The sequence below is a fragment of the Amycolatopsis orientalis genome, from assembly GCF_000943515.2.
GTDB lineage: Bacteria > Actinomycetota > Actinomycetes > Mycobacteriales > Pseudonocardiaceae > Amycolatopsis > Amycolatopsis orientalis.
The window spans coordinates 8,477,303-8,503,630 of the sequence record NZ_CP016174.1 but is presented as its reverse complement, the minus strand read 5'-3'; the positions used below and the strand labels follow the sequence as shown (position 1 = coordinate 8,503,630).

Below are 26,328 nucleotides of genomic sequence, written 5' to 3'. Positions count from 1 at the left end.
TCGCGTTGCGGGTCGCCCTGGGCGTGGTTAGCGTCTACTGGTGGCGAAAGATGACGGCGCGAAGCCGGAAGAGGACAAGCTGTTACCCCGGTTGAGGCGGAAGTACGGCTGGCTCGATCACCTCATCCGGGCGAACGACGCCTTCACCGAGCGCTACGGCAACCACTACGCCGCGGCCATCACCTACTTCAGCGTGCTTTCGGTGATCCCGATCCTGATGGTCGCCTTCGCGATCGTCGGGATCGTGCTCGCCGGCGACGCGACGGTGACGAACCAGCTCATCGACGGCATCAAGAAGTCGGTCCCGGAAGGGCTGAGCGAACTCGTCAGCGGCATCATCGGCGCGGCGCTGAAGTCCGGCGGCGGCATCGGGGTGTTCGGTCTGCTGCTCGCGCTGTACTCCGGTGTCGGCTGGATGTCGAACCTGCGTGACGCCCTGACCGCCCAATGGGGACAGGAAAAGCAGAAGCTGCCCCTGGTTTCGACGACGATCAAGGATCTGCTGTCGCTGGTCGGGCTCGGCCTCGCGCTGGTGGTCTCGTTCGGTCTCACGGCGGCGGGCAGTGGCGTCGGCCGGTTCCTGCTCGAACTCGTCGGCCTGGAGGAGCAGGCCTGGGCGGTGTTCCTGCTGAAGGTCGCGACGATCCTGCTCGGCCTGCTCGCGAACACACTGGTGTTCCTGTGGGTCATCGCGAGGCTGCCCCGCGAGCACGTCGCGCTGCGCAGCGCGGTCAAGGGCGCGGTGTTCGCCGCTGTCGGGTTCGTCGTGCTCCAGCAGGCCGCGACCCTCTACCTCGGCAGCGTCACGAAATCACCGGCGTTCACGCTGTTCGGGCCGGTGATCGGGCTGCTCGTGTTCGCGAACCTCGTCTCGCGGTTCCTGTTGTTCGTCACCGCGTGGACGGCGACAGCGAAGGAAAACCTGAAGACGGTCATCGAGCCGCCGCCACCGGTGTCCATCCACCCGAGGGTGACCGTTCAGCAGGGGCCTGGCCTGGGCGCCGTCGGCGGCGCCTTCGCGACCGGGGCGCTGCTGGGCTGGATGGGCCGCCGCAAATCCTGAAAACACGAAGGCCGCCTCTCCGAAGGAACGGAGAGGCGGCCTTCGTCGTGCCTACTCGCCGGCCATGGCTTTCTTCCGCTGATGCCCGATGACGAACGACGCCACGATGATCAGAAAGACGACCAGGGTGATGATCCAGCCGACCGTGCCGAACGGGTCTTCGGCCGCGACGGCGGCACCGCTGTTCGACGCGCCGTCGGCGTTCGGCGCGGGCTTGGCCGCGCCCGCGTCCACGGTGTCCGCCGGCTTGTACTCGATCCGCCCGACCGATTCGGCCTTGTCCTCGCGCAGCGCGATGCCGTAGTCGAGCAGCTTCGCGGCCTGTTCGGTCACCCGCGTCGGACGCTGCTCGGCGCGGAGCATCACGACCGCCACCCGGTGGCCGTTCTGAAGCGCGCCGCCGACGTAGGTGTGGCGCGAGTCGTCGGTGAAGCCGGTCTTCCCGCCGAGGAACCCGGGATAAGACCCGAGGAGCTTGTTGTCGTTGTAGATCGTGATGGCCGGCTTTCCGGCGGTGGGCGGGATTTCGAAGGACTTGGTCTTGACCACCTGGGCGAATTCCGGCTGTTTCATCCCATAGTGGAAGATCAGGCTCATGTCGTAGGCCGAGGTCGACATGCCGGGACCGTCGAGTCCGGACGGCGTCGCGGCCCGTGTGTCCGTGGCGCCGATGCGGGCGGCGAGGGCGTTCATCTTCGCGACGGTCGCGTCGACGCCGCCCAGCACGGTGGAGAGCGCGTGCGCCGCGTCGTTGCCGGAATGCATCAGCAGCCCGTGCAGCAGTTGGTCCACTGTGTACTGACCGCCGGCGGCGATACCGACACAGGTGCACTCCTGTTCGGCGTCCTCCTTGGTCGGGACGACGACCTTGCGTGGCGGCAGTTCGGTGACCACGACCAGCGCGAGCAGGGTCTTGATCAACGACGCAGGCCGCTGACGGGCGTGCGGATCCTTCGCCGCGATGATGTCGCCGGTTTCGAGGTCCTGCAGGACCCAGGAGGCGGCGGTGGTCCCCTCGGGCGGGTTCAGCGCGCGTTTGGGGAGCACCAGCCCGCATTCGGCCATCCGTTCGCCGCCCACCGGGGCGGGCGGGACCGGCAGCGGTGCCGGGGCGGCCGCACCGGGACGCGGTTTCTCGGAGGTGTCGACCGGCGGGGGCGGTACCGTTTTGTTCGCGCACGGCTGCGCCTCGGCTGGTGGCTTCGGGGCGGCTGTGGCCACCGGCGTCACCGCGAGGGCGAGCACACCGGAGACGAGGACCAGGAGCGACCGGGAGATAGCGCTGTGCACCCGAGCAATGTAGCGTCGCCGGGCTCGCTGCATACTCAGGGGCATGCGCATTTCGCGAGGTACTTCGATGTTCCTGCTGGGTTTCGGCGTGTGGTCGTGGATCATCTGGATCACGTTCGCCAAGAACCTCTGGGACAGCGACCGCGCCTGGGCCGCCGACGGCTCGCCCACCGCCTACTTCATCGTGCACGCGGTGCTGACGGTCGTCTCGTTCGTGCTCGGCACCATCATCGGCCTGATCGGTCTGCGCACGCTCCGTGGCGCCAAGTCACAGGCTGCGGAAAAGGCTGACGCCTGATCAGGTTTGTCGTCCTTTTGACGGTGGTGGCCGGGCATCGGCTCGCCTACGTTCACTCCACCGAATCATGGAGGTGGAATGTCCCGGATCAGACGCCTGCTCGTCCCCGCGCTCGTCGCGGCGGCGGCGGGAAGTGTGTTCGCGGCCCCGTCGGCGAGCGCCGCGCCGGCACCGCAGTGCGACACCGCGAGCGCGCCGTTCAACTACGTGGTGCTCTACAACCCGCGCACCCCGGAACGCAAGGTCGACAGCGAGCTGCGCGCCAAGTGCGGCGAGAAGGTCGCGTACTACCCGGAGATCGGGGTCGCCGTGGCGACCTCGCGCAACGCCGACTTCCAGGCGAAGATCGGCGTCTTCCGCGCCTACTCGGGCGGTCGTGACGTCGCGTTCCCGCCGGCGGCCACCGCCAGGGCGACCCGCTCCGCCGTGGTCGACACCAAGGAGACCGAAGAGACCACCAGCGTCGCCGTCGAAGAGGACCTGTCGGCCCAGCAGTGGGACATGCGGGCGATCCAGGCTCCCGAGGCGAACAAGATCTCCGGTGGCAGCAGCTCGGTGACCGTCGGCGTGCTGGACTCGGGCATCGAGCCCACCCACCCCGCGCTGAAGGCCGCGCTGGACCCGTCGGTGTCCGCCGGCTGCAACTCGGGCGCGCCCGACACCACCCCCGCCGCCTGGGCGCCCACCAACTCCGACCACGGCACGCACGTCGCCGGGACGATCGCCGGCAAGGACGCCGCGCGCGGGTTCACCGGTATCGCGCCGGGCGTCAAACTTGCGTCGGTGAAGGTCGTGAACGACGACGGCCTGATCCTCCCCGAAGCCGCCGTCTGCGGGTTCATGTGGGCGGCGAAGCACCGCTTCCCGGTCACGAACAACAGCTACTACATCGACCCGGGCATGTTCTACTGCTCGAAGGAGCCGGGCGACGCGGCCGCGTACGAGGCCGTCCGCCGCGCGGTGGTCTACTCGACCGGCCGGGGCGTGCTGAACGTCGCCGCCGCCGGCAACAGCGGCTTCGACGTCACCAAGCAGACCACCGACCCGAACCGCCCGCACCCCGTCGACTCGAGCTGCGGCATCCTGCCGAAGGCGATCGAAGGCGTCGTGACCGTTTCGGCCATCGGCTACGCGGGCACGAAGTCGTCCTACAGCAACTTCGGCGCCGGCCAGATCGAGGTGACCGCCCCCGGCGGCGACCGCGCTCAGCTGCCGCCGACCGGCCAGGGCGCCGGCTGCCCGCTGTCGACGATCTTCAACGGCGGCTACGGCACCAAGTGCGGCACCTCGATGGCGTCCCCCCACGCTGCCGGTGTCGCCGCGCTGCTGGCGTCCCGCTACCGCCACGCTCCGCCGCGGCTGCTGACCTGGCTGCTGGAGCACCAGGCCGACCCGATCGCGTGCGGCACCGCTGCGCCGGTCTGTGAAGGCCCGGAGAAGGACAACTCGTACTACGGGCACGGCCGCGTCAACGCCCTGGACGCGGTGAAGTAGTTCGCTGAAGTGTCTTCGGGGCCGGTCCGCGTTCGTGGGCCGGCCCCGAATCATTCGTGTCGGAATACCGCGGCTTGCCAGAAAGGAAGATTCGACTGGTGACCACCCGATCGCGTGGCGGCGGGCTTGGATTTCGCTCTCCGCGACCTCCTGAGGAGGTAAGCTTCTTGGGTGAAGCACTATGGGGTGAGGTGCCGAGCAGGATTCGAGTGGGCTGCGTTAAGGTGCCCACTTCCGCATCGCTTGATGGGGATGAACAGTTCAACCTCCTGAATGGATACACGATGACCGGCGGTTCCGAGACGGGTGGCAACTAGCCACCGCCTTGCTCCGGTATGAGGTCAGGAGCTCACCTGGACTCGTGCCGGAGCTTCAGCCGTCGCGCGTGTAGTCCGCGATGAAGCCCATCGGCTCGTTCAGCCGGGGCTCGCGAGCGGAGAACTCCACGATCACGTCGTTGTTCCGCACCTTCTTCTTGAAATTGCGAGCCCCTTGGTTGCGCACGGTGAGCGCCGAGGGGTTCGACACGTTACGGAAGACGACTCGGTGGGTGAACTTGCAGACCTTCTTGTCGAAGGCCACGTCGAACCCCTCGGGCTCCAAGCCGTTCATCAGATCCGCCGACATCTTCGGCCACCACCACTCGACGGTCACCAGATCCCCGTCCTCGACGCGGTTCCCCAAGTGGACGTAGATGTCCAGCCGGGGTTTGCCGCTCTTCGAGTTCTTCCAGACCGAAGTGGCCTTGGCGCGGGTGCGCTCGGAAGCACTTTCAGGCCTCGCGTGGTACGCCTTGCAGGAGATGCGTCGCTTCGCTCTCGCGGTCAACGGAGTGATTCCGTAGTAGACCATCTTGAGCGACACGTATCTCGGCTTGCCGTTCGATGCGGCGTTCAGGATTATGTTCCGTTTGCAGTAAACGTCGCCGTTGTTCTCGACGATGGTTTCTTGCCGCCACTCGCGGAGGACTATCGGTGAATCCGTGTGCATGCTGTCGGCGTAATCGTGGAGAATGGTCTCAACGTTGACTAGTTTGTTGCGCTGTCGTTGCGTTCCGGCGAAGGAAACCAGCGCGGCAACTACGAACAAGGCTCCGGCCGCCGTGGCGAAGACCGTTCGAAGCCAGGCGATACCGAATATCTGGCCGAGCAACCCGACCGTGCCGAGCAGCGTCACCGTACTTCCGAAGACTCGGATATAGCCGTGCTTGTAAACCAGTTCTTCGATTTCCGCGATCAAAGGCACGAGTCGCTGCGAAAGGAGCGCACGCAGCTCCGAACCTGCTGTCATCGCCTCGCCGCCCCTCGACCGCCCGGCTTGGTGACTCTCCAGGCTAACTCAGTCACGCACTGTTTCCAATGTTCTTACTCGGCGGCAAGACCACTTTCGCCGGATTCGCGACCGCGCCCGACTCGCTACGTTGTGAACACCTTCGACAGTGGGGAGTTCACGATGTCGGTGTCCGGTCGGTTGGTTCCCGTGATGGTGGGGCTGGCGATGCTCCCGCTTGTCAGCACGCCCGCCGCGGTGGCGGCTCCGGTGGCCCCTTGCAGTGAGGAGCCGAGAGAGCTGCCGATCACCGAGTTCACCGACTACCGCGAAATGGTGCGGGAACTCGGCAGGCTGGAGCGAGTGAGCAAGGGGCGGGTGGCGGTCAAGGAGGTTGGGCGGTCCAATCGTGGCCGGGTGATTCATCAGGCGACCGTCGGGACCGGGCCGAAGGTCTTCGTGGTGTCCAGCGAGATCCATGGGAACGAGAAGACCGGCACCGACGCGCTTCTGCGCATTCTCGACTACCTCGGTACATCGGAGTCGCGGGACGCCGAGCGGCTGCGGAAGACCATCACCTTCGTCGCGGTCCCGAAGTTGAACCCGGACGGTGCCGAACTCGACCGGCGCGGCAACGACCTGTCATGGGCCGAAGTGCAGCAGAAGTTCCCACAACTGAAGGACCGGCCGCCCGCCTGGAACTACCTCAGCGACGTCCTCCAGGGTGACGACTACCGGAAGCGTCCTGGATTCGACGTCAACCGCGACTTCAATCCGGACCTGAACTACGTCCCGCGTGCGGAGGACTTCCCTGGTGCGCCGGATCAGCCGGGCTGGTTCATCACGCCCGAGGCGCGGGCGCTGCGGTCGGTGTACGTCGAGCTGACCAGGCAGCGGGGAAAGGTGCCTGACGTCTACGTCGATCTGCACCATCAGGGCGCGTGCGTGCGGCAGGAAGGCAGCAACCGGCTCCTTGACGTCGGCATAGATTATCCGCCGCTGCCCGACAAGTTCTTCGAGCCCGGCCAGAAGTACGCGAAGTATCGCGACGTGTACACAAAGGACGAATCGCGGCAGCTGGCGATCAGTGGGTTCAACGGGATGACGTCGCGCGGGTTCGTGGGGGCGCGGTATCCGCACGCGGCCGATCGTGACCTTCCCGGGCAGGCGCGCTGTTCGTTCGCCTTGAACGGGACGGGAACGGTGCTGTTCGAGGTGCGCGGGCAGACGCAGACACTCGGGCAAGAGCACCGCGAGCGGTTCACGCGCGCGGTGATGGCCGGGCTGTACAACATGCTGCGGGACGTGAGTACGGGCGCTGTCGGCTATATCGACCCGGAGGCTTTCGACCTGCTGCCGGGCACCGCTGACTCCGCCGCTCTGGCCCGCGTTCTGGAGTAGAACGCCGTGAAAGCCTCCTTCCCTACCTTGAGAGTAGGGAAGGAGGCCTTCACGGACAGAGCGCAGAAGCGTTAGACGCGCTTGAAGAGGAGGGCGCGCTTGACTTCTTGGATCGCCTTGGTCACCTGGATGCCGCGGGGGCAGGCGTCGGTGCAGTTGAACGTCGTCCGGCAGCGCCAGACACCCTCGGAGTCGTTCAGGATGTCGAGCCGCTCTTCGGCGCCTTCGTCACGCGAGTCGAAGATGAACCGGTGCGCGTTGACGATCGCGGCCGGGCCGAAGTACGAGCCGTCGTTCCAGTACACCGGGCACGAGGACGTGCAGCAGGCGCACAGGATGCACTTGGTCGTGTCGTCGAACCGGTCGCGGTCGGCCTGCGACTGGATCCGCTCGCGCGTGGGCTCGTTCCCGTAGGCGATCAGGTACGGCTTCACCGCACGGTAGGCCTCGAAGAACGGGTCCATGTCGACGTAAAGGTCCTTGAGCGTCGTCAGGCCCTTGATCGGCGCGATGGTGATGACGGTCTTCTTGCCGCCGGTCTCCAGCAGGTCCTTCATCAGGACCTTGCACGCCAGCCGGTTGATGCCGTTGATCTGCATCGCGTCGGAACCGCAGACGCCGTGCGCGCACGAGCGCCGGAACGAGAACGTCCCGTCGATGTAGTCCTTCACGTAGAAGAGCAGGTTCAGCAGCCTGTCGGTGCGCTGCGCCGGGACGTCGTAGGACTCCCAGTGCGGCTCGGTGTCGACCTCGGGGTTGAACCGCAGGATCTTCAGTGTGACGGTGATCGGCGTGTGGTCGGAGGACACGGCCTCCGACTTCTCGGGGGTGGCCGTGGTCATCAGTACTTCCGCTCCATCGGTTCGTAGCGGGTGAAGGTCACCGGCTTGTAGTCCAGTCGGATGTCGGCGGACAGCTCAGAACCCTGCTTGTAGGCCATGGTGTGCCGCATGAAGTTCGTGTCGTCGCGGTTCGGGTAGTCCTCGCGCGCGTGCCCGCCGCGGGATTCCTTGCGCGCCAGGGCGCCGACGACCAGGACTTCGGCGAGTTCGAGCAGGAAGCCCAGCTCGACGGCCTCGAGGACGTCGGTGTTGTACCGCTTCCCCTTGTCCGACACGGTGATGCGGCTGTACCGCTCCTTCAGCGACTGCACGTCGGTCAGCGCCTGCTTCAGCGTGTCCTCCGTGCGGTACACCGAAGCGTGCGAGTCCATCGTCCGCTGCAGCTCGGTGCGGATGTCGGCGACGCGCTCGTCACCGTGCTCCGACAGCAGCAGCGACAGCTGGTCCTCGACGACCTTGGTCGGGTTCTCCGGCAGGTCGACGTGCTCGTGTGCCAGCGCGTATTCGGCGGCGGCGATGCCGGCGCGACGGCCGAAGACGTTGATGTCCAGCAGCGAGTTGGTGCCGAGCCGGTTCGAGCCGTGCACGGACACGCACGCCACCTCACCCGCGGCGTACAGGCCGGGGATGACGTTCTCGTTGTCCCGCAACGCCTCGCCGTGGACGTTGGTCGGGATGCCGCCCATCACGTAGTGGCAGGTCGGGAACACCGGCACCGGTTCGGTGACCGGGTCGACACCCAGGTACGTCCGCGAGAACTCCATGATGTCCGGGAGTTTCGCGTTCAGGGTCTCCTCGGGGATGTGCGTGACGTCGAGGACGACGTAGTCCTTGTTCGGCCCGCAACCGCGGCCCTGCAGCACTTCCTGCACCATCGACCGGGCGACGATGTCGCGCGGCGCGAGGTCCTTGATGGTGGGGGCGTAGCGCTCCATGAAGCGCTCGCCGTCGGCGTTGCGGAGGATGCCGCCCTCGCCGCGGACGGCTTCGGAGATGAGGATGCCGAGCCCGGCGAGACCTGTCGGGTGGAACTGGAAGAACTCCATGTCCTCCAGCGGCAGGCCCTTGCGGAAGATGATGCCGAGGCCGTCACCGGTGAGGGTGTGCGCGTTCGACGTCGTCTTGAAGATCTTGCCCGCGCCGCCGGTGGCGAACACGATCGACTTCGCCTGGAAGACGTGCAGTTCACCGGTCGCCAGCTCGTAGGCGACGACGCCGGAGGCGACCGGGTTGCCGTCCTCGTCCGGGGTCAGCACCAGGTCGAGCACGTAGAACTCGTTGAAGAACTCGGTGCCGTGCTTGACGCAGTTCTGGTACAGCGTCTGCAGGATCATGTGCCCGGTGCGGTCCGCGGCGTAGCAGGCGCGGCGCACCGCGGCCTTGCCGTGGTCACGGGTGTGCCCGCCGAAGCGGCGCTGGTCGATCTTGCCCTCGGGCGTCCGGTTGAACGGCAGGCCCATCTTCTCGAGGTCGAGGACCGCGTCGATGGCTTCCTTCGCCATGATCTCGGCGGCGTCCTGGTCGACCAGGTAGTCGCCGCCCTTGATCGTGTCGAAGGTGTGCCACTCCCAGTTGTCCTCTTCGACGTTCGCCAGCGCGGCGCACATACCGCCCTGGGCGGCGCCGGTGTGCGAACGCGTCGGGTAGAGCTTGGTGAGGACCGCGGTGCGGGCACGCTGGCCGGACTCGATGGCCGCGCGCATCCCGGCGCCACCGGCGCCGACGATCACCACGTCGTACTTGTGGAACTGCATGAGGACTCCGCTTAACGTGTGGTGGGCGTCAGTTGGCCGAGATACCGGGATCGAAGGTGAAGATCACCATCGTGCCGACGGCGAGGATCAGCACCATCGAGACGTAGAGCACGATCTTCAGCCAGAACCGGGTGCTGTCCTTGCGGGCGTAGTCGTCGATGATCGTGCGCAGCCCGTTGCCGCCGTGGATTTCGGCGAGCCACAGCATCGACAGGTCCCAGAACTGCCAGAACGGCGAGGCCCAGCGGCCGGCGACGAAGCCCCAGTTGATGCGGTGCACACCGCCGTCGAGGATGTTCATGATGAACAGGTGGCCGAGCACCAGCACGATCAGGGCGAGGCCCGAGATGCGCATGAACAGCCAGCTGTAGAGCTCGAAGTTGCTCCGGCGGGCGGCGGGGCGCTTCGGGGAGCGCGGCTTGTCGAGTGCGAGAACTTCGGATGCCATGGTCAGTTCCCCCCGAAGAGCGTCTCGACGGTGCGCTTCATCATGAAGAAGGCACCGGGAATCATCACCACGACCCAGATGGCCAGGATGGTCCAGAGCATCGGCTTCTGGAACTTCGGTCCCTTCTCCCAGAAGTCGACCAGCATGACCCGGATGCCGTTGAGCGCGTGGAACAGCACCGCGCCGACCAGGCCGACCTCGAGGAGGTTGACCAGCGGGGTCTTGTAGGTCTCGATGACCTCGTTGTACGTGTCGGGCGACACGCGCACGAGCGCGGTGTCGAGGACGTGCACGAAGAGGAAGAAGAATGTCAGCACGCCGGTGATGCGGTGCAGCACCCAGGACCACATACCGGGGTCGCCCCGGTAGAACGTCCCTTGCCGGCGTGAGGCACCCGCGGAGGCGCTCGCACCTGCCTCAGTGGCGGTGCTGGGCGTAGCCGTGGTGGACATCGGTGAACGGCCTCCAACGTCATGGCTTGGGCCCGCTGACCGCTGGTTTCCGCGCCTGCCGCCGGGACGTCCACTGGGGACGGCTCCGGCGACGGTGCCGAGATCATGGTCATCGAGCGTGGATGAAAAAGATGCTAGACCCGGACCTCACGGTGGGCTCACCTCCGGGTTCGTCTGTGTGATGGACCAGACATCACACCCCGTCGCGAGCGGGGGTGGCTGATCCGTCCGGATTCGTCATCGACGCCCTGATCACCTCCATCTGAGCGGCCGGACATCGGATCTCTCTGAGTGGTACATCCACGCTCGCTCGACAGAATCGGCCGAATGAGTCGTCATCTCTGCGAATCGTTGACGAGTCATATGCCATATCTTATGTTCAAGCCGGACAGACATCCGATCATTCGGCCGAGTTCACGATGGGGTGACCATGGGCCAGCCCGCCGGCTTCCCACGACGCGACCTGCTCGGCGGCGCGGCCGCCGGAGTCCTCTTAGGAGCGCTTCGCCCGGCGACTTCCGCCGCTTCTCCGGCCTTCTCCGAGGCCAGGGCCCTTTGTCACGGAATGGGCACGGACGCGGAGTGGTCGCGGTTCCTCGCCGGGCAGGATCCGTGCTGGGAGCGGCTGCCGCGCACCTGGTACGAGGGGCCGTTCCTGGGCAACGGTTTCGTGGGCACGCAGGTTTATCGCGACCAGGGCGCGCTCAAATTCACCGTCGACCACAGCGAATCCCAGGACCATCGGCCGGCCTTCGGCAACGAGTGGGGTGTCGCGCGGCTCCCGATCGGGAAGGTGCTGCTCACACCAGTGGGTGAACTCACCGGCGCCCGGCTGCGGCTCGACCTCTGGAACGCCGAACTCAGCGGGACCGTGACCACGGACAAGGGCACGCTGGAGATCCGCGCGTTCGTGCACGGCACACGAGACCTGCTGGTGGTGGACGTCGCCCCGAGCGCGGGGGAGCGAGGGTTCGGGCTCACTTTCGCGCCGGTCCCCGCGGTGAGCCAGCGCATCGTCCGCGAGCAGCCACCGAAAGGCTTCGAGCCGAACCCGCCGCCGGTGACCCGTGCCGAGGGTGACCTCACCGTGGTCGTCCAGCCGCTCGTCGCCGGTGGGCAGAACGCGACGGCCTACCGGGTGCGCCGCGCCGGGCACGGTGGCAAGACGCTTTTCCTGTCGACGTCGCACAGCCATCCGGGCACGGAGGCCGAGGGAAAGGCGCGGTCCGTCGTCGGCGGGGTGTCCACTGTGGACGCTCTGGCGGGGACTCACCGGCGCTGGTGGCATTCCTTCTACCGTCGCGGCTTTCTGTCCATTCCGGACTCGAAGCTTCAGGGCTTCTACTGGATCCAGCTGTACAAACTGGCGTCCGCCGCGCGCGCGGAAGCGCCGATCATGGCCACCACCGGGCCTTGGCTGGAGCCGACTCCGTGGCCGTCGGTCTGGTACAACCTCAACGCCCAGCTCGAATACTGGCCCGTGCACGGCTCGAACCACCTCGAACTCGACCCGATCCCGCGCACCATCGCCAAGAACCGGCAGACGCTGATCGACGGCCTCCGGCCCGAGTACCGTGCCGACTCGATGGGCCTGCGGCGCAGCGCGGACGCGCGGTTCGCCGACGCCGGATTCGTCGGCGTGCCGGGGCCGGACGCGGACGCCGAGATCGGCGACCTGCCGTGGCTGCTGCACAACGTCTGGCTGAGCTACCGCCACACCATGGACGTGGCGATCCTGCGCGACGTCCTGTTCCCGGTGCTGCGCAAGGCGATGAACTACTACCTGCACTTCCTGGCGCCCGGTGCCGACGGAAGGCTGCATCTGCCGCCGACGTTCTCACCCGAGTACGGCCGCGCGCCCGACTGCCATTACGACCTCGCGCTGATCCGCTGGAGCTGCCGGACCCTGCTAGACGCGGCGAAGACGTTGCGGATCGACGATCCGCTGGCGCCGAAATGGCGGGAAGTGCTCGACAAGCTGGTGGACTTCCCCGTCGACGAACACGGTTTGATGGTCGGCACCGGCGTCCCGTTCGCCAAATCGCACCGCCACTACTCGCATCTCCTCGCGGCCTACCCGTTGTACCTGCTCAACGTCGACAATCCCGCGCAGGCGGAGCTGATCTCGAAGTCGCTGGCGCATTGGATCAGCTTCGAAGGCGCGCTGCGCGGGTTCAGCTTCACCGGGGCCGCCTCGCTTTCCGCGGCGCTGGGGCGCGGCGACGACGCGCTGAACCATCTGCGCGCGTTCGTCACGCGGTTCGCGCAGCCCAACACCATGTACTACGAAGCCGGTCCGGTCATCGAGACGCCGTTGTCCGCCGCGCAAGCGATCCACGACATGCTGTGCCAGAGCTGGGGCGACACGATCCGGATCTTCCCGGCCCTCCCCGCGATCTGGCGTGACGTCACCTTGCACGATTTCCTCACCCAGGGCGCGTTCCAGGTCAGCGCGGTGCGCGAGGGCGGGGTCACGAAATTCGTCCGCGTCCGGAGCCTGGCGGGCGAGCCGCTGAAACTCAGGCCGTCGATACCGGGAAAGCTCGAGGTCGAAGGCGCGCGGAACTGGCGGCAGCGGCCCGACGGCACGGTCACCATCGAACTCGCGCGCGGCCACGAGGTGCTGGTCTATCCCCGGGGAAAGCGGCCGGACACGACGATCGCGCCGGTCCCGGTCTCCGTGCCCGCGCCGCCGTGGGGGCTTCCCGCGCTGCCGCCCGCCGGTGACCTCGTCCCGGTGGATCTCGCCGCGGTGCTGAACTCCGACGGCGTCACGAGCGAGTTCTACCTCGGGGACGGCGATTTCGACGGCGGCGGGAACACCTATCCCGCCGCGCAGCTGCCGCAGACCGGGCAGGTCACCGACGACGGTGTCCCGTTCCTGTTCGTCAACGGAAGCGAGGGCACGCCGAACAACGTCGTCGGCGCGACGATCCCTTTACCCGCCGGGAAGTACGCCACTCTGCATGTGCTCGGGGCGGCCGACACCGGCAACGCCGTCACCACGCTGAAGGTGTCCTATGTGGACGGATCGGCCGAGGTCCCGCTTCGGCTCACCGGATGGCGTGCCGCCGCCGCGTTCGGCGAAAGCGAGGCCATCACGACGAATCAGCTGCATGCGCGGGCCGGTGTCCAGTCCGTGAAGCTCGCGATCTTCCATCAGCGCGTCCCGCTCGACCCCGCACGCGAGGTCGTGTCGGTCACGCTCCCTTCCGCCGCCACCCCGCGACCGCACGTTTTCGCGGTCACCTTAGAGAAGGGAAAGTAGCCATGGAGAACCTCGATCGGCGGACCGCGCTCGTCCTGGGCGCGGGCCTGCTCGGCGCGGCCGCGTTCGGCACCGGGACGGCGGAGGCGGCCGCCTGGACCTTGAGGTGGAGTCCCGACCCGGCGAAAGACGGCTTGCGCGCGTTCGAGGGGCTGGAAGACGACCGCGCCGGATCGCATCCCGGCGTCAAGCACATCTATCCCGAGGGCGACCACTGGCGTTTCGACATGCACACCCGCGACGTCGACACCTCGACCGACCGGCAGCGCAACGAGGCGAAGGGGATGCGCAAGGGCGACACGACCTACAAGATCCTGCAGAACGAGACCTGGCGTATCTCCTATCAGGCCTACTGGCCCACCGAACTGACCGCGACGACGGCCTTCACCCACCTGTTCCAGATGAAGGTCTCCGACGTCGGCGCTCCACAGTGGACTCTCACGCCGCGGCTGAAGGGCGGCAAGGGCGTCCTGACCATCGCCGGTGACTCGGGGGCGGAGGCGGACCTCACCGATTACGCGCCGCTGCAGAACAAGTGGATCGACGTGTCCTGGGAGTTCAAGGCCTCGCACAGCGGATATCTGCGCTGCGTGGTCAAGGACGGTTCCAAGACCGTCGCCGACGTCCGGAAGCCGGCGGATCTGTGGCGGGACAAGAACTATCTGCGGCCGAAGTGGGGGATCTACCGGAGCCTGAACTCGGACGGCCTCAAGAACTGCCACCAGAACATCCGCGGCCTGAAGTCCTACCAGCTCGTCTGAGGGGCGACGACGTGAGAGCACTGATGATGGCCGCCGTCGTCCTGCTCGGGCTGGTGACGGCGCCCGAAGCGCGGGCGCTGCCCGACGGACTGGCGCTGACCCCGCCGATGGGGTTCAACAACTGGAACACGACCGGCTGCGAGGTCGACGAGAAACTGATCCGCGACACGGCGGACATCTTCGTCTCGCGAGGGCTCAAGGCCGCGGGCTACGAATACGTCAACGTCGACGACTGCTGGGCGGAGCCGCAGCGCGACGCCGAGGGCAGGCTGCAGGCGCACAAGACTCGGTTTCCGGGTGGTATCAAGGCACTCGCCGACTACGTGCACTCGAAGGGCCTCAAGTTCGGCATCTACACCAGCGCCGGCACGGTGACCTGCGCCAAGACGATGCCGGGCGGGCTCGACCACGAAGAGGTGGACGCGCGGACGTTCGCCGATTGGGGCGTCGACTACCTCAAGTACGACAACTGCAACAACCAGGGCCGTCCCGCGCTGGAGCGGTACACGAAGATGCGGGACGCGCTGAAGAAGACCGGCCGCCCGATCGTGTTCTCGATCTGCGAGTGGGGCGAGAACAAGCCGTGGGAATGGGGCGCCGGCGTCGGGCATCTGTGGCGGACCACCGGTGACATCAAGGACAACTGGGCGCGCATGCTCCAGCTGATGAAGCAGAACGCGCCGCTGGACGCCTACGCCGGGCCAGGCCGGTGGAACGATCCGGACATGCTCGAAGTCGGCAACGGCGGCATGACCACGGCGGAGTACAGGACGCATTTCGCGCTGTGGTCGATGATGGCCGCGCCGCTGCTGATCGGCGCGGACCTGCGGAAGGTGTCCGCCGAGCATTTCGACATCCTGCGCAACGAGGAGATCATCGCGATCGACCAGGACCGCAAGGGCGTCCAGGCGAAGGTGCTCTCCAACGCGGACGGGAAGTGGGTGTTCGCGAAGCCGCTGGCGAACGGCGACGTCGCGGTGGCGCTGTTCAACGAGAACTCCGCGAACGCGACGATCTCGGCCGACGCGCGAGAAGTCGGGCTGCCGCCCGCGGCCGGGTACACCGCGCGCGATCTGTGGGCCCGTCGGGACCTGCAGACGGCGGGCCGGATCTCGGCGGTGGTGGGCCCGCACGAGACGGCCCTCTACCGGGTCAAGGCCGGTGGCGACTGGTTCCGGCACGAACCGCTGGTCAGCGGCGGACTCGAACTGAGCCGTCCGGTACCCGGTGTTCCGGGCGACCTCCTCCCGCCGGGTGAACCGGTCGAGGTCGCGGTCCGGGCGACGAACGAGGCCCGCGTCCCGGTGTTCGCCCCGGAGGTCTCGCTGAAGGCGCCGTCCGGGTGGAAGGCCGAACCGGTGGCCGGGCCACGTCGCGGGCTCCTGACGACCGGGGAATCCGCGATCGGCCGGTGGCGGCTCACCCCGCCACCGGGCTCGGCGGGTACCAAGGCCGTGCTGACCAGCGAGATCGGCTACTGGACGGTGGGCTTCGGCAAGGTCACGAGAGCCACGGACTCGCCGGTGACGGTGCCCGCGGCGCCGCCGTCCGGCCGGGTCTGGGCCAGCGACGTCGCCTGGGCCGCGGAGCGGAACGGGTACGGACCCGTCGAGAAGGACCTGTCGAACGGCGGGATCCCGGCCCGCGACGGCAAGCCGCTGACCATCGACGGGACGAGGTACGCCAAGGGCCTCGGGACGCACGCGAGCGCCGAAGTGGTGTTCTACCTCGGCGGCCGCTGTTCGGAGTTCAGCGTCGACGTCGGGATCGACGACGAGAAGGAACCGGCCACGAAACTCGGTTCGGCCACTTTCGAGATTTACGCGGACGGGACCAAGGCCGCGGATTCCGGGCTGAAGACCTGGGCGGATCCCGCGACGACCCTGAAGGTCGGCTTGACCGGCGCCCGGTACCTCCGGCTCGTGCTCACCGACGGTGGCGACGGCGTGCAGTACGACCGGGGTGACTGGGCGTCTCCGCTGCTCACCTGCGCATAGCCCCTGAACAGCGCGTGAAGGCCCCCATGCTTCGGCTCGATCGAGGGATGGGGGCCTTCCCGCGAGTACTCCGTCTTGATCACCGTAAGTACTCCATTCGTCGCGCGTACGACTCAGGAGTAAACGTTTGTGTTACGTAGCGTGCCTTTCCTATGGCGGCTAAGCGGCCGTTAGGTACCGTTCCTCGGTCGAACCCGGCAGTAGTGCCGGGTCGTTTCTTCGGACCATCCGCTGGATCAGCGGGGAGGGAGACACACGTTGCGTCGCATGCGTGGAACCGCGCTGGCCGCCGCTGCCATGGCCGGTGCTCTGGTACTGGCTGGGTGCGCGAAGGATTCCGGAGCGGGGAACAACAACAACGCGAGCACGGGGGACCAGTCCGCCAGCTGCGTCACCGCGCCGAAGCCGCCCGCCGCGGCCGCCGCCTCGACGAGCACCAGCCAGGCTGGCGAGAAGGTCGACGGCAGCAAGCTCAAGGTCGCGCTGGCCTTCGACGTCGGCGGTCGTGGTGACGCGTCGTTCAACGACTCCGCCGCCGCCGGCACCGACAAGGCCAAGGCCGAACTCGGCGTCACGTCGGTCACCGAAAGCACCGCCGCCGCGACCGAGGACGAGGCCGCGAAGTCGCAGCGTCTCGACCAGCTCGCCTCGCAGGGCTTCAGCCCGGTCATCGCGGTCGGCTTCGCCTACGCCAAGGCCGTCGGTGCCATCGCGCCGAAGTACCCGAACACCCAGTTCGCCATCGTCGACGACGACTCGGTCAAGGCGCCGAACGTCACCCCGCTGGTGTTCGCCGAGGAGCAGGGCTCGTTCCTGGCCGGTGTCGCCGCCGCCTACAAGTCGAAGAAGTGCCACGTCGGCTTCGTCGGCGGGGTCAACACGCCGCTGATCCAGAAGTTCGAGGCCGGCTTCCTCCAGGGTGTGAAGGCCGCTTCGAGCAAGGCCAAGATCGAAGACGAGTACCTCACCCCGGCCGGTGACTTCTCCGGGTTCCAGGACCCGGCGAAGGGCAACGTGAAGGCCGCCGCCCAGATCGCCAAGGGCGCGGACGTCGTCTACCACGCCGCCGGTGCCTCCGGTAAGGGCGTTTTCGAGGCGGCCAAGTCCAACAACGCGATGGCCATCGGCGTCGACTCCGACCAGTACAACCAGAAGACGGTCGAGGCGTCGAAGGACGTCATCATCACCTCGATGCTCAAGCGCGTCGACGTGGCGGTGTTCGACTACCTGCGCGCACTGGCGAAGGGTGACCTGACGTCGCTGCCGAAGCGGTTCGACCTCAAGGTCGACGGCATCGGTTACGCCACCTCCGGCGGCAAGATCGACGACATCAAGGACGTGCTCGAAGGCTACAAGGCGCAGATTGTCTCCGGGGCGATCACCGTTTCGGACAAGCCGCAGAAGTAAGCTCTCGTTTGCAGCGGGGCTCGGGAGGGCGACCAGCCCTTCCGAGCCCCAACCTGTTTACCCAGAACTGGATGGCTTTTCATGAGCGCTCCCCAGGCCGAGGTCACCGACGCCCCCGACCGGGGTGAACCGGCCGTGCAGCTGACCGGGATCACGAAGCGATTCCCCGGTGTCGTCGCCAACTCCGACGTCAACCTCACCGTCGCCAAGGGCGAGGTGCACGCAGTCTGCGGCGAAAACGGCGCGGGCAAATCGACCCTGATGAAGATCCTCTACGGCATGCAGCAGCCGGACGAGGGCGACATCGCGATCAACGGCGAACCGGTGAAACTGCGCAACCCGCAGGACGCCATCAAGGCCGGTATCGGGATGGTCCACCAGCACTTCATGCTGGCCGACAACCTGACCGTCGGGGAGAACGTCTTCCTCGGCGCGGAGAACCTGCACGGGATCGGCCGTGCCGCCAGGGCCAAGCTGGCGAAGTTCGCCGAACAGGTCGGCCTGCACGTCCGCCCGGACGCGCTGCTGGAGGAACTCGGCGTCGCCGACCGCCAGCGGGTGGAGATCGTCAAGGTGCTCTACCGCGGCGCGCGGATCATCATCCTCGACGAGCCCACCGCGGTGCTCGTGCCGCAGGAGGTCGACGCGCTGTTCGAGACCGTCCGCGCCATGCAGAAGGACGGCTTCACCTTCCTCTTCATCTCGCACAAGCTCGACGAGGTGCGCGCGATCGCCGACACGGTCACCGTGATCCGCCGCGGCACCACGGTCGGCACGGCCGATCCGAAGACGATCACCTCGCGCCAGCTGGCCGAGATGATGGTCGGCTCGGAGCTGCCCAGCCCCGAGACCCGCGAGTCCACGGTCACCGACCGGGACGTCCTCCGCTTGGACGACGTCTGCCTGAGTGTCGAGGGTTCCGAGCGGAACGTGCTCGACCACATCTCCTTCACCGTGCACGCGGGTGAGGTGCTCGGGATCGCCGGTGTCGAGGGCAACGGCCAGACCGAACTCGTCGAGACGATCATGGGCATGCGCAAGGGCGGCGGCCGGATCGAGCTGACCGGGGCCGACGGCGAGACCGTCGAACTGCACAAGCTGGGGACGCTCGCCCGCCGCGAGGCCGGGATCGGCTACATCGCCGAAGACCGCACGCGGCACAGTCTCCTGCTCAGGCAACCCTTGTGGGTCAACCGGATCCTCGGCTACCAGACGCGCGAGCCGGTCGCGAAAGGACAGTTGCTCGACATCGACGGCGCGCGGGAGGACACCCGGCGCATCGTCGAGGAGTACGACGTCCGCACGCCGGGCATCGACGTCCCGGCCGCCGCGCTTTCCGGTGGCAACCAGCAGAAGCTGATCGTCGGGCGCGAGCTTTCCGGGAACCCCGTGCTGCTGATCGCGTCGCATCCGACGCGCGGCGTCGACGTCGGCGCGCAGGCGCTGATCTGGGAACAGATCCGCCAGGCCCGCGCGGCCGGGCTGGCCGTCCTGCTGGTCTCGGCAGACCTCGACGAGCTGATCGGGCTTTCCGACACCATTCAGGTCATGCTGCGCGGACGGCTGGTCGGCCAAGCCGACCCCGCGACCGTGACCCCGCAGCAACTGGGCTCCGCGATGACGGGTGCCTCCGAAGACTCCGAAGAGGACGGTGCAGCGTGAGTTCCTGGCGTACGAGGCTGCTGCCGCCTCTGCTCGCGATCGTGTTCGCGGTCATCCTGACCGCCATCGCGCTGATCATCTCGGGCGCGGACCCGCTGCAGGCCTACGGCACGATGATCGGGCAGCTCTTCAAGGGCTCGACCGCCGTCGACACGGTGAACCTCGCGACGGTGTACTACCTGTCGGGGCTCGCGGTGGCCATCGGCTTCCAGATGAACCTCTTCAACATCGGGGTCGAGGGCCAGTACCGGTTCGCCGCCATCGTCACCGCCATCATCGGCGGGGCACTGCAACTGCCCCCGGTGATCCACGTGGTCGCGATCCTGCTCGTCGCGGTCGCCAGCGGCATGCTCTACGCGGCCATCCCCGCGGTGCTGAAGGTGACCCGCGGGGTTTCCGAGGTCATCTCGACGATCATGCTGAACGCGATCGTCGGCGGCATCGTGGCGTTCCTGGTCAACGCGGACCAGTTCGGCGTGCAGACCGGCAACAACATCGCCACCCGCGAGATCGCCGAGACGGGCCGGATCCCCAGTATCCCGATCGGGTCCGGTGAGCTGTTCGGCTTCGTGATCATCGCGGCGCTGATCGGCGCGGCCTACTGGTTCATGCTCAACCGGACCCGGTTCGGCTTCGAACTGAAGGCCAGCGGCGAGTCGACGACGGCCGCCGCGGCGGGCGGGGTCAACGCCAAGAAGATGACGCTGATCGCGATGCTGCTTTCCGGCGGTGTCGCCGGTCTGGTCGCGATGCCGGAACTGCTCGGCCGCGACTTCACCTACGGCATCACGTCGACCCAGATGTACGGCTTCACCGGGATCGCGGTCGCCCTGCTCGGGCGCAACCACCCGGCCGGGATCGCGCTGGGCGCCCTCCTGTGGGCGTTCCTCGACCGGTCCGCGGTGTCGCTGGAGCAGATCAACGTGTCCAAAGAGATCGCCACGATCATGCAGGGCGTGATCGTGCTGTCGGTCGTCATCGCGTACGAGATCGTGCGCCGCGCCGACCTGGCCGCCGAACAACGCCGCGTGGGTCGCGCGCTGGCGGGTAACGGCCGCAAGGGTTCCAGCGTGTCCGAGGGAGGTGCGGTGTGACCACCGCGGACGTTCTATCGCCCAACACCGGCGGCACCACCATGCCGGTGAAGCAGCCGAAGCGCCGCATCCCCGGCTGGCTCAAGGGCGCCATCTGGGGGCTGCTGGCGGTCGGGGTGCTCGCGATCGCGTCGTACGCCACCGGCGTCAACACGCTGACCTCGACCAACACCGCGCACACCGCGCTGCGGCTGGCCCTGCCGATCCTGCTGTGCGCGCTCGGCGGCCTCTGGGCCGAACGCGCCGGCGTGATCAACATCGGCCTCGAAGGCATGATGATCCTCGGCACCTGGGGTGCGGCGTGGGGCGCGTACCACGGCGGGGTCTGGGCCGGGCTGATCTCGGCGATCGTGTTCGGCGCGCTCGGCGGTCTGCTGCACGCCGTCGCGACGGTGACCTTCAACGTCAACCACATCGTCTCCGGTGTGGCGATCAACCTGCTCGGTCTCGGCGTCGCGAAGTACCTGGCGAACCTGGTGTTCACCCCGCTTTCGGGCAACCCGCGCCAGTCGCCGCCGGTCCCGAAGTTCGACACCTACTCGGCGACGTTCCTCTCGGACTGGTTGTCGGATCTGGAGAAGATGCAGCGCGTCTTCATCTCCGACCTCGCCGGGATCCTCAATGGCCTGGTCACCGAGGTCGCGCCGCTGACGATGATCGCGATCGCGCTGGTCCCGATCAGCTACCTCGTGCTGTGGCGGACGCGGTTCGGGCTGCGCCTGCGGTCCTGCGGTGAGAACCCGGTCGCGGCCGAATCCCTCGGCGTGAACGTCTATCTGCACAAGTACGTCGCCATGATCATCTCCGGCGGGCTCGCCGGAATGGGTGGCGCGTCGCTGGTGCTGCTCGCCGGCGGTGCGGACTACCTGGAGAACCAGACCAACAACCGCGGGTACATCGGCCTGGCGGCGATGATCTTCGGCAACTGGCGGCCGGGCGGCCTCCTCGGCGGCGCGGCGCTGTTCGGGTACGCGGACGGGCTCCAGCTCGCCGGTGGCGGCACCGCGGTGCTCGCGCTGCTGTACGGCGCGGTGATCCTGCTGGCCGTGATCGTGGCCGTGCAGCTGTTCCGCCGTCAGTGGATCGCCGCCGCGCTCGGCGTCTTCGGCGCGGCCCTGCTGTACGCGATCTACTGGACCAACGACGACCTGCCCAGCGACCTCATCCCGTACACCGCGCACTTCGTGACGCTGATCGTGCTGGCGGTGGCTTCGCAGCGGCTGCGGCCGCCCAAGGCGGACGGCGCTCTCTACCGGCGAGGTGAGGACTGACATGGCGGAGTACGACTGGGAAGCCCTGCGGGCTCAAGCCGTCGAGGTGGCGAAGTCGGCGTACGCGCCGTACTCGGGTTTGCACGTCGGTGTCGCGGGTGTGGTGGACGACGGCCGGATCGTGGTCGGCTGCAACGTCGAAAACGCTTCGTACGGCTTGGGAATGTGCGCGGAATGCACGATGGCCGGCCAGCTGCGGCTGACCGGCGGCGGCAGGCTCGTCGCCGTCGCGTGCCGCAGCGGTGAAGGCGATCTGCTGATGCCGTGCGGCCGCTGTCGTCAGATCCTGTTCGAGCACGGCGGAGCCGACTGCCTCGTGGACACCCCCAGCGGCATCCTGCCGATGTCCGCGGTCCTGCCGGACGCGTTCGGACCGGACGATCTGCCATGAGCGCGTTCGCCGCTGTCGACGTCATCCGCGCGAAGCGGGACGGCGGACGGCTCTCCGACGAGCAGATCGACTGGACGATCGACGCGTACACGCGCGGCGAGATCGCCGAAGAGCAGATGGCCGCGCTCGCGATGGCCATCTTCCTGCGCGGCATGGACTCCGATGAGATCGCGCGCTGGACCGGCGCGATGATCTCGTCGGGGGAACGGCTGGAGCTGAAGGTCAGCCGTCCGACGATCGACAAGCATTCGACGGGCGGGGTCGGCGACAAGATCACGCTGCCGCTGGCGCCGCTCGTCGCGGCGTGCGGGGCCGCCGTGCCGCAGCTGTCGGGGCGCGGGCTCGGGCACACCGGCGGGACGCTGGACAAACTGGAGTCGATCCCGGGCTGGCGTGCCGCTTTGTCGACTTCGGAGATCATGCGTCAACTCGAAGACGTCGGCGCGGTGGTCTGCGCGGCGACGTCCGGGCTGGCTCCCGCCGACAAGAAGCTGTACGCACTGCGGGATGTGACGTCGACGGTGGAGTCGATTCCGCTGATCGCCAGCTCGATCATGAGCAAGAAGATCGCCGAAGGTGCGGCCGGGCTGGTCCTCGACGTGAAGACCGGGTCGGGCGCGTTCATGAAGACGCTTCCGCAGGCCCGTGAACTCGCGCGGACGCTGGTGGAGATCGGGACGGCGCACGGCGTCGCGACGACGGCGCTGATCACGGACATGAACGTGCCGTTGGGCTATGCCGTCGGGAACGCGATCGAGGTCGCGGAGTCGGTCGAGGTGCTGCGCGGCGGTGGTCCCGCCGACGTCGTCGAGCTGACCGTGGCTTTGGCCAGGGAGATGCTGGCGCTGGCCGGTCTGCCCGAAGTGGACCCGGCGGCGGTGCTCGCGTCGGGGAAGGCCTACGAGACGTGGTGCCGGATGATCGCCGCGCAGGGCGGGAATCCGGAGGCCGCTCTGCCGCGGCCTAAGCACGTCCACGTCGTCTCGGCGCCCGCGGATGGTGTCCTGACGTCTCTGGACGCTTACTCGGTCGGGGTCGCCGCGTGGCGGCTCGGCGCCGGGCGGGCGCGCAAGGAGGATCCGGTGCAGGCCGCGGCGGGTGTGCTGTGCCTGGCGAAACCGGGCGACGAGGTCAAGGCCGGGCAGCCCCTCCTGGAGCTGCACACGGACACCCCGGACGCCGTGCCGGCGGCGCTCGCCGCGCTCGCTGACGCCTACTCGGTCGGCTCCGAGGCCCTGGCCTCCGCTCCGCTCGTCCTGGAGACCGTGCGCCCCTCCTGATCGCGTTTAGCCCGCTAACCGCGCTCCGCTGCTCGCTCCGCTCGCTCCGCTCCCACCTGGTCGCGTTTAGCGGGCTAAACGCGACGCGCTCCGCTCCCGCGTCCCGCTCCGCGCTCCGCTCACGTGGGTGCCTCGCGCCTTCCGCGTTTCGTCCTCTGGATGCGGTAGTTCGCACTACGCACTACCGCATCCAGAGGACTAAACGCGAGGGCCGGAGCGCGGTTAGCCCGCGAAAGTCGCTCCGGGGCAGGTGACGGGGTCCGCGAAGGGCCCGGACAGCGTGAAGGCCCCCTTCCCTCGGCTCAGCCGAGGGAAGGGGGCCTTCACGCGCTAAAAGGGGGGCGCGGGAGCGCGGTTAGCCCGCTAAAGGCGACGCGCCCGGCCGCGACTCGCGCATTTAGTCCTCTGGATGCGGTCCTTGCGCGGGCAAGTGGCGCATCCAGAGAACTAAACGCGGAGGAGAAGGTGTCAGTCGGAGGTTTCGTCGCCGCCGTCGGCCTTCGCCTTGGCGTCGGCCGCCTTGGGCGCCCGGCCGTTGCGGGAGCTGCGACGCGGCTGGCGCGGCGCGGGCGGCGGCGGGGAGATCTGCTGCAGGGCCGGGCCGCCGCCGAGCATCAGCTCCGCGAAGGTCGCCATGGCCTCGTCCAGCTGGCCGCCGATGCGGCGGACGGACTCGTCGTTGCTCTTGCGCACCAGCGTGTCGACCGAGTCGGTGTCCGGCTGCTTCGACAGCGTGCTCTCGACCTTCGACAGACCGCTGCGGATCGACCCGTCGAGGTCGCCGAGCCGTCCGGTGAAGCCGTCCTCGACCTTGTCGAGCCGCTCCGCCAGATCGTCGAGCCGCGAGGTGACCTTCTCGAGCCGGTCGCCGAGGCCGTCGAGCCGCTCCGAGGCGTCGATCATTTCGCCGGTCTCGGTCAGCGCGGTCTTCAGCGCGTCGGCGTTCGCGGCGAGGCTTTCCTTGGTGGCCTTGTCGAGGTTCTCGACGCGGGTGCGCAGCTCGCGGTCGACGGTGTCGACGCGGTCGCGCAGCACCGACTCGGCCTGCTCGACGCGCTCGCGCACCGGGCCGATCACCGACTGCGGCAGCGAGTCGGTCTTCACGTCCTGCTTGTCGAGGTGCGCGCCGAGCTCGTCGAGACGGCGGTGGATGTTCTGGAGCTTGTCCTCGAGCCCGTCCATCCGGCCCGCGACACCTTCGAACTTCGCGGCCATGCCGTCGAGGCGGCCGTCGAGCTGTGCGAAGGGCTTGGCGAGCTTGTCGACGATGCTCTCGACGGCGCGGGTCAGCGCGGCGAGCGCGTTGTCCTGCGCTTCGAGCCGCGACATGGTCTCGTCGAGCCGCTCGGCGAGCACGCTCACCTCGGTGCGGTCGGGCATCTCCGAGAGCCGCTTGCGGACCGCGCCGAGCGAGTCGACCGGGGCCAGGCGGGCGTAGATGTCGTCGAGGGCGTCGAAGATCTGCTGCTGTTCGCTCTCCCGCACTTCGGCCGCGCGCACCAGCATGTTGCGCATCCGGTCGAAGGACGGGGCTGCAATGTTGTTGTCAGTGGTCACTGCGGTGTCCTTCGGGGGCGGGGAAATGGGAGGGACGTGACATGAAGCTTATCCATTGCGAAATTGCTGTGCGTATGGCCCCCGGGTATCGGACAATGCCGAGCTCTGCCCCTGATGGCCGATTCAGCCCGTGATCGACAAAGCTGAGGGTTAAGTGGACCGCGAGGGTTACCGCCATGTAGGGGAATGACAGGCTGGTTACCGTTACGTATGTCCTCTGAAAGCAGCAGTTCCCGCATCCCGGAGGCGGTACTGAGCCGTGCTCCGAAGGTCCTCCTGCACGACCACCTGGACGGCGGCCTGCGGCCGGCCACGGTCGCCGAACTGGCCGACCGGACGGGGTACCCGGGCTTGCCGACCACCGACCCCGTCGAACTCGGCCGATGGTTCCGCGACGCCGCCGATTCCGGCTCCCTCGTCTCGTACCTTGAGACGTTCGCGCATACCTGCGGCGTGATGCAGACCGAGGAAGCGCTGGTCAGGGTGGCCGCCGAAGCGGTGGAAGACCTCGCCGCCGACGGGGTCGTCTACGCGGAGGTGCGCTACGCGCCCGAGCTCTTCGTCGAACGGGGCCTTTCACTCGATGCGGTGGTCGAGGCCGTTCAGGCCGGTTTCGAGGAAGGTGAACGGAGAGTGGCCGCCGGAGGCGGCCGGATCCGGATCGGGACGTTGCTCTGCGCGATGCGCCAGCACGCCCGCGCCCTCGAGATCGCCGGTCTCGCCGTCCGCTACCGCGACGCCGGCGTCGTCGGGTTCGACATCGCCGGACCGGAAGACGGATTTCCGCCTACCAGAAATCTCGACGCATTCGAGTTTCTCCGCACGAATAATGCGCATTTCACCATTCATGCCGGGGAGGCGTTCGGGCTGCCGTCCATTTGGGAGGCGATTCAGCATTGCGGCGCCGAGCGCCTCGGGCACGGTGTGCGCATCGTCGAGGACATCAAGACCGACAGTGACGGCACGGTCCATTTGGGACGGTTGGCCGCCTACGTCCGTGACCGCCGGATCCCGCTGGAGATCTGCCCCACGTCCAATGTCCAGACGGGAGCGGCGCGCTCGATCGGCGAGCATCCCATCGGCCTGCTCACCCGGCTGCGCTTCCGGGTCACGGTCAACACCGACAACCGGCTGATGAGCGGCTGCTCGATGACCAGCGAATTCGCCGCGCTGGCCGAGGCGTTCGGCTTCGGCCTGGCCGATCTCGAGTGGTTCACCATCAATGCGATGAAATCCGCGTTCCTCGATTTCGACCACCGGCTCGACATCATCAACACGGTCATCAAGCCCGGGTACGCCGCCTTGCGTTCGTTAGCATAGCCAACTATA

General features: G+C 67.6%; 21 protein-coding genes. 14 read left to right on the top strand and 7 right to left on the bottom strand.

Annotated features, from left to right (window positions below):
- Positions 1-40: 40 nt before the first annotated feature.
- Positions 41-1,063: a YhjD/YihY/BrkB family envelope integrity protein gene (locus SD37_RS37000; protein ID WP_044854461.1), complete on the top strand. Its 1,023-nt coding sequence runs from the start codon at positions 41-43 to the stop codon at positions 1,061-1,063.
- A gap of 51 nt (positions 1,064-1,114) precedes the next feature.
- Here SD37_RS37000 and SD37_RS36995 read toward each other — a convergent pair whose 3' ends face one another.
- Positions 1,115-2,353, bottom strand: coding sequence for a D-alanyl-D-alanine carboxypeptidase family protein (locus tag SD37_RS36995; RefSeq protein WP_044854462.1), 1,239 nt, complete (start codon positions 2,351-2,353; stop codon positions 1,115-1,117).
- A 43-nt stretch (positions 2,354-2,396) separates the two neighbouring features.
- Between SD37_RS36995 and SD37_RS36990 the strand changes: the two genes are divergently transcribed.
- Both SD37_RS36990 and SD37_RS36985 read left to right on the top strand, forming a co-directional pair.
- The gene (locus SD37_RS36990; protein ID WP_145926819.1) at positions 2,397-2,651 is read left to right on the top strand and encodes an SCO4848 family membrane protein; all 255 of its coding nucleotides are present in this window, start codon (positions 2,397-2,399) and stop codon (positions 2,649-2,651) included.
- Between the two features lie 78 nt (positions 2,652-2,729).
- A complete protein-coding gene (locus tag SD37_RS36985) occupies positions 2,730-4,145 on the top strand; it encodes a S8 family peptidase (RefSeq protein WP_044854464.1) in 1,416 nt (471 codons plus the stop codon).
- 372 nt (positions 4,146-4,517) lie between these two features.
- Here SD37_RS36985 and SD37_RS36980 read toward each other — a convergent pair whose 3' ends face one another.
- The gene (locus SD37_RS36980; RefSeq protein WP_044854465.1) at positions 4,518-5,435 is read right to left on the bottom strand and encodes a hypothetical protein; all 918 of its coding nucleotides are present in this window, start codon (positions 5,433-5,435) and stop codon (positions 4,518-4,520) included.
- 162 nt (positions 5,436-5,597) lie between these two features.
- Between SD37_RS36980 and SD37_RS36975 the strand changes: the two genes are divergently transcribed.
- The gene (locus SD37_RS36975; RefSeq protein WP_236725203.1) at positions 5,598-6,815 is read left to right on the top strand and encodes a M14 family zinc carboxypeptidase; all 1,218 of its coding nucleotides are present in this window, start codon (positions 5,598-5,600) and stop codon (positions 6,813-6,815) included.
- Positions 6,816-6,886: 71 nt separating this feature from the next.
- On the opposite strand, the gene SD37_RS36970 is transcribed toward SD37_RS36975, so the two are convergent.
- Genes SD37_RS36970 through sdhC form a run of 4 tightly spaced genes read right to left on the bottom strand, consistent with a single transcriptional unit; the run spans position 6,887 to position 10,311 of the window.
- The gene (locus SD37_RS36970; RefSeq protein ID WP_037315745.1) at positions 6,887-7,657 is read right to left on the bottom strand and encodes a succinate dehydrogenase iron-sulfur subunit; all 771 of its coding nucleotides are present in this window, start codon (positions 7,655-7,657) and stop codon (positions 6,887-6,889) included.
- The gene (sdhA, locus tag SD37_RS36965; RefSeq protein ID WP_044854467.1) at positions 7,657-9,411 is read right to left on the bottom strand and encodes a succinate dehydrogenase flavoprotein subunit; all 1,755 of its coding nucleotides are present in this window, start codon (positions 9,409-9,411) and stop codon (positions 7,657-7,659) included. The genes SD37_RS36970 and sdhA overlap by 1 nt, the downstream gene beginning before the upstream one ends.
- A gap of 28 nt (positions 9,412-9,439) precedes the next feature.
- Positions 9,440-9,859 (bottom strand): succinate dehydrogenase hydrophobic membrane anchor subunit, encoded by a 420-nt coding sequence (locus SD37_RS36960; protein ID WP_037315751.1) that lies wholly within the window; start codon positions 9,857-9,859, stop codon positions 9,440-9,442.
- 2 nt (positions 9,860-9,861) lie between these two features.
- A complete protein-coding gene (gene sdhC / locus SD37_RS36955; protein ID WP_083255186.1) occupies positions 9,862-10,311 on the bottom strand; it encodes a succinate dehydrogenase, cytochrome b556 subunit in 450 nt (149 codons plus the stop codon).
- 430 nt (positions 10,312-10,741) lie between these two features.
- On the opposite strand from sdhC, the gene SD37_RS36950 reads away from it, so the two are divergent.
- The 9 genes from SD37_RS36950 to SD37_RS36910 all read left to right on the top strand — a co-directional run bounded on the left by SD37_RS36950 (position 10,742) and on the right by SD37_RS36910 (position 23,442).
- Positions 10,742-13,579: a glycosyl hydrolase family 95 catalytic domain-containing protein gene (locus SD37_RS36950; RefSeq protein WP_044854468.1), complete on the top strand. Its 2,838-nt coding sequence runs from the start codon at positions 10,742-10,744 to the stop codon at positions 13,577-13,579.
- Positions 13,580-13,581: 2 nt separating this feature from the next.
- Positions 13,582-14,340, top strand: a complete 759-nt coding sequence (locus tag SD37_RS36945; protein ID WP_044854469.1) for a hypothetical protein — start codon at positions 13,582-13,584, stop codon at positions 14,338-14,340.
- Positions 14,341-14,351: 11 nt separating this feature from the next.
- Positions 14,352-16,337, top strand: a complete 1,986-nt coding sequence (locus SD37_RS36940; protein WP_472239499.1) for an NPCBM/NEW2 domain-containing protein — start codon at positions 14,352-14,354, stop codon at positions 16,335-16,337.
- A gap of 267 nt (positions 16,338-16,604) precedes the next feature.
- Positions 16,605-17,744: a BMP family lipoprotein gene (locus tag SD37_RS36935; RefSeq protein WP_044854471.1), complete on the top strand. Its 1,140-nt coding sequence runs from the start codon at positions 16,605-16,607 to the stop codon at positions 17,742-17,744.
- A gap of 81 nt (positions 17,745-17,825) precedes the next feature.
- Positions 17,826-19,406: an ABC transporter ATP-binding protein gene (locus SD37_RS36930; RefSeq protein WP_044854472.1), complete on the top strand. Its 1,581-nt coding sequence runs from the start codon at positions 17,826-17,828 to the stop codon at positions 19,404-19,406.
- Positions 19,403-20,500 carry an ABC transporter permease gene (locus tag SD37_RS36925; protein ID WP_044854473.1) on the top strand — a complete coding sequence of 366 codons (1,098 nt, stop codon included), beginning with the start codon at positions 19,403-19,405 and terminating at the stop codon, positions 20,498-20,500. Before SD37_RS36930 ends, SD37_RS36925 begins: the two co-directional genes overlap by 4 nt.
- Complete coding sequence (locus tag SD37_RS36920) at positions 20,497-21,771, top strand: ABC transporter permease (protein WP_044854474.1); 1,275 nt, start codon at positions 20,497-20,499, stop codon at positions 21,769-21,771. The genes SD37_RS36925 and SD37_RS36920 overlap by 4 nt, the downstream gene beginning before the upstream one ends.
- A gap of 1 nt (position 21,772) precedes the next feature.
- Positions 21,773-22,162 carry a cytidine deaminase gene (locus tag SD37_RS36915; RefSeq protein ID WP_044854475.1) on the top strand — a complete coding sequence of 130 codons (390 nt, stop codon included), beginning with the start codon at positions 21,773-21,775 and terminating at the stop codon, positions 22,160-22,162.
- Positions 22,159-23,442: a thymidine phosphorylase gene (locus tag SD37_RS36910; protein WP_044854476.1), complete on the top strand. Its 1,284-nt coding sequence runs from the start codon at positions 22,159-22,161 to the stop codon at positions 23,440-23,442. Before SD37_RS36915 ends, SD37_RS36910 begins: the two co-directional genes overlap by 4 nt.
- 468 nt (positions 23,443-23,910) lie before the next feature.
- Here the strand turns inward: SD37_RS36910 and SD37_RS36905 are convergent, their stop codons facing one another.
- A complete protein-coding gene (locus tag SD37_RS36905) occupies positions 23,911-24,999 on the bottom strand; it encodes a hypothetical protein (RefSeq protein WP_037315791.1) in 1,089 nt (362 codons plus the stop codon).
- 210 nt (positions 25,000-25,209) lie between these two features.
- Between SD37_RS36905 and SD37_RS36900 the strand changes: the two genes are divergently transcribed.
- Positions 25,210-26,319, top strand: coding sequence for an adenosine deaminase (locus tag SD37_RS36900; protein ID WP_037315794.1), 1,110 nt, complete (start codon positions 25,210-25,212; stop codon positions 26,317-26,319).
- The last annotated feature ends 9 nt before the right edge of the window (positions 26,320-26,328 follow it).